The organism is Hamadaea sp. NPDC051192 (genome assembly GCF_040682475.1).
Taxonomy (GTDB): domain Bacteria; phylum Actinomycetota; class Actinomycetes; order Mycobacteriales; family Micromonosporaceae; genus Hamadaea; species Hamadaea flava.
In genome coordinates this window covers 21,618-29,174 of sequence record NZ_JBFBAZ010000102.1, presented here as the reverse complement: position 1 = coordinate 29,174, position 7,557 = coordinate 21,618, and the positions used below count along the sequence as shown (strand labels likewise).

Sequence of the window (7,557 nt, the reverse complement as noted above, 5' to 3'; positions counted from 1 at the left end):
GAGGACGTCGCCGCTGCGGGCGGCCGTGCCGGCCCCGGCGATGACGATCGCCCGGGGGCGTCCCTCGTCGGCCAGCTGGCTGAGATTGACCTCAGCCGTCAGCGCGGTCGCCTCGCGTACCTGCGCACCGGCGCCGGCCGTCGCGCGCATCATCCCGCCCGGGTCGTTCGACGCGAGCGCGGCGACGTCGTCCAGCAGCGCCTCGTCGAGGTGCCGATGCCCGCGTACGCCGGCCGAACCGTCTATCGGAGCGCCCATCCCTCAGATCACCTCGTCGAGCAGCAACACCGGAAGACCGTCGCGGACCGGGAACACCCGGCCGCACGACGTGCAGGTCAACGTCTGCGCCGCCGCGTCGTAACCGAGCGGGGCGTGATCGGGCGCCGGGCAGGCCAGCACCTCAAGAAGCTGCGGATCGAGCGTCGCCGAGTTCGTCGCTGCCGGGTTCTCAGACATGGCCAGAGCCTACCCGCGCACGATCGCCAGCACGTCGTCGCGGAGCTGTGCGACGCGCTCGGCGGACGGCGCCTCGACGTTCAGCCGCAGCAACGGCTCGGTGTTCGACGGGCGCAGATTGATCCAGCTGCCGTCGGCGAAGGTCACCGTCAGCCCGTCCAGCTCGTCCTGGTCCTCGTCGGCGAAGGCTCGCTTGACCTCGTCGAGCTTGGCCTGCTGGTCGGTCACCGTGGAGTTGATCTCCCCCGAGGCGGCGTACCGCTCGAACCGGGCCGCGAGCTCCTTCAGCGGCTTGTCCTGCTCCCCCAGCGCGGCCAGCACGTGCATCGCGGCCAGCATGCCGGTGTCGGCGCCCCAGAAGTCGCGGAAGTAGTAGTGCGCGGAGTGCTCGCCGCCGAAGATCGCGTCGGTCTTGGCCATCTCCGCCTTGATGAAGGAGTGGCCCACCCGAGTACGCACGGGGACCCCGCCGTTCTCGGTCACGATCTCGGGCACCGCCCGGGAGGTGATCAGGTTGTGGATCACCGTGCCGCCCGGGTGCTTGGCGAGTTCCCGCGTCGCGACCAGGGCCGTGATCGCGCTCGGCGACACCGGGTCGCCGTCGGCGTCCACGACGAAGCAGCGGTCGGCGTCGCCGTCGAAGGCCAGGCCGAGGTCCGCGCCGTGCTTCACGACCGCCGCCTGGAGGTCCACGATGTTCTTCGGCTCCAGCGGGTTCGCCTCGTGATTCGGGAAGGACCCGTCCAGCTCGAAGTACATCGGGATGATGTCCAGCGGCAGCGCGGGCAGCACGGCGTCGCCGAGCACAGCCGGGACGGTGTGGCCGCCCATGCCGTTGCCGGCGTCGACGACCACCTTCAGCGGGCGGATGCCGGACAGGTCGACCAGGCCGCGCAGATGCTCGGCGTACGCCGGAAGCATGTCGCGCTCGGTGTAGCCGCCCGCGATCGAGCCGATCGTGACGCCGTCGTCGAGCAGCCCCTGGGCGATCTCCCGGATCTGGGCCAGACCCGACTCCTGCCCGACCGGCTTCGCCCCGGCGTAGCAGTGTTTGATGCCGTTGTACTGCGCCGGATTGTGACTCGCCGTGAACATCGCGCCCGGCAGGCCGAGGATGCCCGAGGCGTAGTACAGCTCGTCGGTCGAGCACAGGCCGACGTTGACGACGTCGAGCCCCTCCGACCGGAGGCCTTCGGCGTACGCCGCGACCAGGCCGGGGCCCGATTCGCGCATGTCGTGGGCGACCACGACCGCGGTGGCTCCGGTGCCCTGTTCGGCCAGCACCCGGGCGAACGCGATGCCGACGGCCCGCGCCACGTCCTCGTTGAGCTGATCGGGGACGGTGCCCCGGACGTCATAGGCCTTGATGATCGCGGAAAGGTCCGTCACGACACGTCAGCCTAGTCAGTCGCCCGGAACATCCCCGCCTCGACCCACGGTGCCGAGGCGGCCGGATCAGGGATCTCGGTCGAATCTCGGGTCAAGATTCGACCCGGAACCCTGATCCAGCGCTAAAGCCGGAGCACGAGCGGCGAGGGTCGGAGCCGGAAAGCGCTAGAGGTCGAGGCCGGTCAGGACCATGACCTTGACGTCGGTATAGTCCTCCATCGCGCTGCGCAGCCCTTCCCGGCCCACGCCGCTGCCCTTGAGCCCGCCGTAGGGCATCTGGTCGGCCCGGAACGACGGAACGTCGCCGACGATGATCCCGCCGACCTGGAGTTCCCGATGCGCCCGGAACGCGGTTTGCAGATCGTGCGTGAAGACGCCCGCCTGCAACCCGTACGCCGAGTCGTTGACCGCGGCGAATCCCGAGGCGTCGTCCGCCACGCTCGACAGCACGAGAACCGGGCCGAAGACCTCCTCGCAGCTGGCCTTGGCGTCGGCCGGGACGTCGGCGAGCACGGTCGGGGCGACCGAGGAGCCGTCGCGCTTGCCGCCGGTGAGCAGCTGGGCGCCGGACGCGACCGCCTCGCCGACCCACTGCTCGATCCGCTCGGCCGCCGCCTCCGAGATCACCGGCCCGACCTGTACGCCGTCCCCGAACGGGTCGCCGACCTTGAGCGCCTCGACGGCGGCCACCAATTTCTCGCGGAATCGATCCGCCAAGGCGACCGGCACGATCACGCGTTGCACCGCGATGCAGCTCTGCCCGGCTTGATAGTTGCCGAACAGGGCGATCCGCTGCGCGGCCCAGTCCAGGTCGGCCTCGCTCGACCAGTCCTCGCACAGCACCGCCGCGGCGTTGCCGCCCAGTTCCAGGGTGACGTGCTTGTCCGGGACCGACCGTCGGATCTGCGCGCCGACCGGGCCGGACCCGGTGAATGAGACGACCGGCAGCCTCGGATCGGCGACCAGCGCGGGCGCGGCGTCGTTGGCGATCGGCAGGACCGAGAACATCCCGGCGGGCAGCTCGGTCTCGGCCAGGATGCCGCCGAGCAGCAGCGCCGACAGCGGCGTGGCGGGCGCGGGCTTGACCACGATCGGCGCACCGACCGCGATCGCCGGTGCGACCTTGTGCGCCACCAGGTTCAGCGGGAAGTTGAACGGGGTGATGCCGAGGACCGGGCCCTTCGGGAAGCGGCGTACGACCGCCATCCGGCCGGCTGCGGCGGCGTCGGTGTCCAGCCGTTGCAGCTCCCCGGAGAACCGGCGCGCCTCCTCGGCGGCCCAGCGGAAGGTGGAGACCGCCCGGCCGACCTCCGCTCGGGACCAGATCAGCGGCTTGCCGTTCTCGGCCGTGATCAGGCGGGCCACCTCTTCGGCCCGGCCGGCGAGCGTACGGCTGACGTGGTCCAGCGCGGCCGCCCGAGCCGCCGCGGGCAACGCGGCCGCTTCGGCGGCGACGTCGGCCGCCGCCTGCACCGCACGGTCGACCTGCTCCGGGGTGGCCAGCGTGGTCCGGCCCACCTCGCTGCCGTCGTAGGGATGCGTGACGACGAGATCGTCGGTCCCGTGCTCCGGCGTACCGGCGATCCAGAAGGGCTCAGCCATGATTTCGAGCCTAGTGCATTGCGGAAACGGTGGCCTGGCGTCTTGCGTACGACGAAATCAGTGGTGAAGATGGCCCATGGACCGAGTTATGCGCAACTTCATCAACGGGGAGTGGGTGGCTCCGGCCGACGGCCGGCACGCCGACCTGATCGACCCGAGCACCGGGGAGGTCTTCGCGAGCGCGCCGGTCTCCGGCGCGGCGGACGTCGACCGCGCGATGCGGGCCGCCGCCGCGGCCTTCGAGACGTGGCGGGACACCACGCCATCAGAACGCCAGCGCGCCCTGCTGAAGATCGCCGACGCGGTCGAAGCCGCCGCCGAGGAGCTGGTCTCGCTCGAATGCCAGAACACGGGCAAGCCCGTCGCCCTGACGACGAGCGAAGAACTCCCGCCCGCCGTCGACCAGTTGCGCTTCTTCGCCGGTGCGGCGCGCGTCCTCGAAGGACGGTCCGCCGGGGAGTACCTCGCCGGGCACACCAGCTATGTGCGGCGCGAGCCGATCGGCGTCTGCGCCCAGGTCACCCCGTGGAACTACCCGCTGATGATGGCGGTCTGGAAGTTCGCCCCGGCGATCGCGGCCGGCAACACCGTCGTGCTCAAACCCAGCGACACCACGCCCGTGTCCACGCTGCGGCTGGCCGAGATCGCCGCCGAGTTCCTGCCGGACGGCGTACTCAATGTGGTGACCGGAGATCGCGACACGGGCCGCGAGCTCGTCGCGCACCGCACGCCCCAGTTCGTCTCGATCACGGGCTCGACTCGCGCGGGCATGGAGGTGGCGGCGGCGGCCGCGCCCGACCTCAAGCGGACCCACCTGGAACTGGGCGGCAAGGCGCCGGTGCTGGTCTTCGACGACGCGGACGTCGCGGCGGCGGCCGAGGCCATCGCGGTCGCGGGCTACTTCAACGCGGGCCAGGACTGCACCGCGGCCACCCGCGTGCTGGTCACGCCGGGCGTCCACGACGACTTCCTGGCCGCGCTCACCGATCAGGCCAGGAGTACGCGCACCGGCGCGCCCATCGACCCTGACGTGCTGTACGGGCCGGTCAACAACGCGAACCAGCTGGCCCGGGTGCAGGGCTTCCTGGAGCGGCTCCCGGGGCACGCCACGGTGACCGCCGGCGGCGCACGCGTCGGCGACCGCGGCTACTTCTTCGCCCCGACCGTCGTCGGCGAGCTGCGGCAGACCGACGAGATCGTCCAGGAGGAGGTCTTCGGGCCGGTCATCACCGTGCAGCGGGTCGCCGACGAGGCCGAGGCGGTGGCGCTCGCCAACGGCGTCCGCTACGGGCTCGCCTCCAGCGTCTGGACGAGGGACCACGGCCGGGCCATGCGGGTGTCGCGCGCGCTGGACTTCGGCTGCGTCTGGGTGAACACGCACATCCCGCTCGTGGCCGAGATGCCGCACGGCGGGTTCAAGCACTCCGGGCACGGCAAGGACCTGTCGATGTACGGTCTGGAGGACTACACCCGGATCAAGCACGTCATGCACAACCTCGGGAGCTGACGTGAAATCCGAGGAGATTCACCAGCGCCGTGTGGCCGCAGTCGCCCGGGGCGTCGGCTCGACCCTCTCGGCGTACGTCGACCACGCGAGCGGGGGGACCCTGACCGACGTCGACGGCCGGGAATGGATCGACTTCGCTGCCGGGATCGCCGTGACCAGCGTCGGCAACAGCGCTCCCCGGGTGGTCGAGGCGGTTCGGCGGCAGGTCGAGCGCTTCACCCACACCTGCTTCATGGTCGCCCCCTACGAGGCGTACGTGGCCGTCTGCGAGCAGCTCAACGAGCTGACGCCGGGCGGCTTCGAGAAGCGGTCGGCGCTGTTCAACTCGGGCGCGGAGGCGGTCGAGAACGCCGTCAAGATCGCCCGCTATCACACGAGGCGCCCCGCGATCGTCGTCTTCGACCACGGCTACCACGGGCGTACCAACCTCACGATGGCGTTGACCGCGAAGAACATGCCGTACAAGAACGGGTTCGGCCCGTTCGCCCCGGAGATCTACCGCGCCCCGATGTCGTATCCGCTGCGGGACGGGCTGGACGGGCCCGCCGCGGCGGCACGGGCGATCGACATGATCGAGAAGCAGGTGGGTGCGTCCAATGTGGCGGCCGTGCTGATCCAGCCGATCCAAGGCGAAGGCGGCTTCGTCGTCCCCCCGCCCGGATTCCTGCCCGCGCTGGCCGCGTGGACGCGGGACGCCGGGGCGGTGTTCATCGCCGACGAGATCCAGACCGGCTTCTGCCGGACCGGCGACTGGTTCGCCAGCTCGCACGAGGGGGTCGAGCCGGACCTCATCACCACCGCGAAGGGCATCGCCGGTGGGCTGCCGCTGGCCGGGGTCACCGGCCGGGCATCCATCATGGACAGTGTGCACCTCGGCGGCCTGGGCGGCACCTACGGTGGCAACCCGATCGCCTGTGCCGCCGCGCTCGCCGCCATCGAGACGATGCGCGAGCTGGACCTCGCAGCCGCCGCCCTGCACATCGGCTCGCGGATCACCACGCGGTTGTCCGCGCTGAACCACCCCGCGATCGCCGAAGTACGCGGCCGCGGCGCGATGATCGCCGTCGAACTGCCCGACGCCGACGTCACCGCGCTCGTCGTACGCGACTGCCACGCGAACGGGCTGCTCGTGCTGACCTGCGGCACCTACGGCAACGTGCTGCGCTTCCTGCCGCCCCTGGTGATGCCGGACGACGTCCTCGACCGGGGACTCGACATCCTCACCGCCGCCCTCCAGTCGGTCTCCAAGTAGGCACCGGATCAGGGATGTGCAGGCTTCCCAGGGCTTCGGAAGCCTGCACATCCCTGATCCGCGACCAACAGCGGACTCAGTGCGCGGCGAGCTGGGAGCTGCCGACGCGCAGACCCCACGGTGTCCCGTACTCCTTGAGCTTGTCGAGGAACGGCACGGGATCGAAGGCCTCCGGCCCGAGTACGCCGGTGGCCCGCCAGTCGCCCGCCGCGAGCAGTTCGAGCGCGATGACCGGGTTGACCGCGGTCTGCCAGACCACCGCCTGGTGGCCGTACTCCCGCATCGACCACTCGTTGTCGACGACGTGGTAGAGGTAGACCTCCAGCGGCTCGCCGTCGAGGCCGACCCCCGTGACGAGGGTGCCGGCGCAGGTCTTGCCGCGCATCCGGTCGCCGAGCGTCGCCGGATCGGGCAGCCGGGCGGCCAGCACGTCCCGGGGTGAGACGTCGACGCCGCCGACGCGTACGGGGTTGGTGGAGTCCAGGCCGAGCTTGTGGATCGTCTTCAGCACGTCGATGAACTCGGCGCCCAGCCCGTACTTGAAGGTGACCCGCCGGGCGTCCACCCAGCGCGGGATCAGCAGGACCTCCTCGTGTTCGACGTTGACGCACTCGACCGGGCCGATGCCCTCGGGGAAGTCGAAGACCTCCGGATCGGAGAACGGCTCGGTGGTGTACCAGCCCCGGTCCTTCTCCCAGACCACCGGCGGGTTCAGGCACTCCTCGATGGTGGTCCAGATCGAGAAGCTGGGGGCGAACTCGTAGCCGTCGACGGTGATGTTCGACCCGTCGCGTACGCCGATCTCGTCGATCTCGGCGAACAGCTGGTCGGCGGCGTACCGGGCGAAGACGTCGGAGAGCCCGGGCTCGACACCGATGCCGACGAGCGCGAGCCGGCCGGCGGCGGCCCAGCGTGGATCGGCGGCGAACTGGTCGTCGCCCAGTTTCACCCACGTCTTCTCGAACGGGGCCGACGGATGCGGCCGCGACAAGGACATCGCCATGTCCAGATAGTCGGCCCCGGCGGCGTACGCCCCCTCGAAGATCGGCAGGACGAACCGGGGGTCCACGGCGTTCAGCACGTGGGTGATGCGATGTTCCCGGCAGAGCGCGGCGATCGCGGCGGCCGACGAGGCGTCCACCTGTGCGGCGGTGAACCGCCGGTCCAGGCCGGACACGGCCCGTTGAGCCCGCTCCACGGAGTAGTCGGCGACGACCAGGCGGTCGAAGAAATCGCGGCGCGCCGCGATGGCGGCGGCGGCGCTACCCACGCCACCCGCGCCCACCAGCAGTACTCGCATCGAGTGCGGCGTCGGTGCTGCATCGCGCAGGGCCGACGCCCACAGATTTGA

The 7,557-nt window shown here is 70.9% G+C and carries 6 protein-coding genes and 1 pseudogene; 2 read left to right on the top strand and 5 right to left on the bottom strand.

Annotated features, from left to right (window positions below; genetic code table 11):
* The 4 genes and pseudogenes from AB0M47_RS31070 to AB0M47_RS31055 all read right to left on the bottom strand — a co-directional run.
* A pseudogene (locus AB0M47_RS31070) lies at nt 1–258 on the bottom strand (mannose-6-phosphate isomerase); the annotation flags it as partial.
* 3 nt (nt 259–261) lie between these two features.
* Nucleotides 262–456: a Trm112 family protein gene (locus AB0M47_RS31065; RefSeq protein ID WP_363420311.1), complete on the bottom strand. Its 195-nt coding sequence runs from the start codon at nt 454–456 to the stop codon at nt 262–264.
* 9 nt (nt 457–465) lie between these two features.
* Nucleotides 466–1,845, bottom strand: coding sequence for a phosphomannomutase/phosphoglucomutase (locus AB0M47_RS31060; RefSeq protein ID WP_363420310.1), 1,380 nt, complete (start codon nt 1,843–1,845; stop codon nt 466–468).
* Between the two features lie 165 nt (nt 1,846–2,010).
* Complete coding sequence (locus AB0M47_RS31055) at nt 2,011–3,447, bottom strand: aldehyde dehydrogenase family protein (RefSeq protein ID WP_363420308.1); 1,437 nt, start codon at nt 3,445–3,447, stop codon at nt 2,011–2,013.
* 88 nt (nt 3,448–3,535) lie between these two features.
* On the opposite strand from AB0M47_RS31055, the gene AB0M47_RS31050 reads away from it, so the two are divergent.
* Nucleotides 3,536–4,954: an aminobutyraldehyde dehydrogenase gene (locus tag AB0M47_RS31050; protein ID WP_363420307.1), complete on the top strand. Its 1,419-nt coding sequence runs from the start codon at nt 3,536–3,538 to the stop codon at nt 4,952–4,954.
* A 1-nt stretch (nt 4,955) separates the two neighbouring features.
* On the top strand, nt 4,956–6,206 hold the full coding sequence (gabT, locus tag AB0M47_RS31045) for a 4-aminobutyrate--2-oxoglutarate transaminase (RefSeq protein WP_363420305.1): 1,251 nt from the start codon (nt 4,956–4,958) through the stop codon (nt 6,204–6,206).
* 76 nt (nt 6,207–6,282) lie between these two features.
* On the opposite strand, the gene AB0M47_RS31040 is transcribed toward gabT, so the two are convergent.
* Nucleotides 6,283–7,506 (bottom strand): saccharopine dehydrogenase C-terminal domain-containing protein, encoded by a 1,224-nt coding sequence (locus AB0M47_RS31040; protein WP_363420316.1) that lies wholly within the window; start codon nt 7,504–7,506, stop codon nt 6,283–6,285.
* Nucleotides 7,507–7,557 lie beyond the last annotated feature (51 nt).

What these genes read in the sequence shown, in the direction of transcription:
- AB0M47_RS31065 (WP_363420311.1), bottom strand. Translation starts at nt 456, where the DNA reads ATGTCTGAGAACCCGGCAGCGACGAACTCGGCGACGCTCGATCCGCAG.
- AB0M47_RS31055 (WP_363420308.1), bottom strand. Translation starts at nt 3,447, where the DNA reads ATGGCTGAGCCCTTCTGGATCGCCGGTACGCCGGAGCACGGGACCGAC.
- AB0M47_RS31050 (WP_363420307.1), top strand. Translation starts at nt 3,536, where the DNA reads ATGCGCAACTTCATCAACGGGGAGTGGGTGGCTCCGGCCGACGGCCGG.
- AB0M47_RS31040 (WP_363420316.1), bottom strand. Translation starts at nt 7,506, where the DNA reads ATGCGAGTACTGCTGGTGGGCGCGGGTGGCGTGGGTAGCGCCGCCGCC.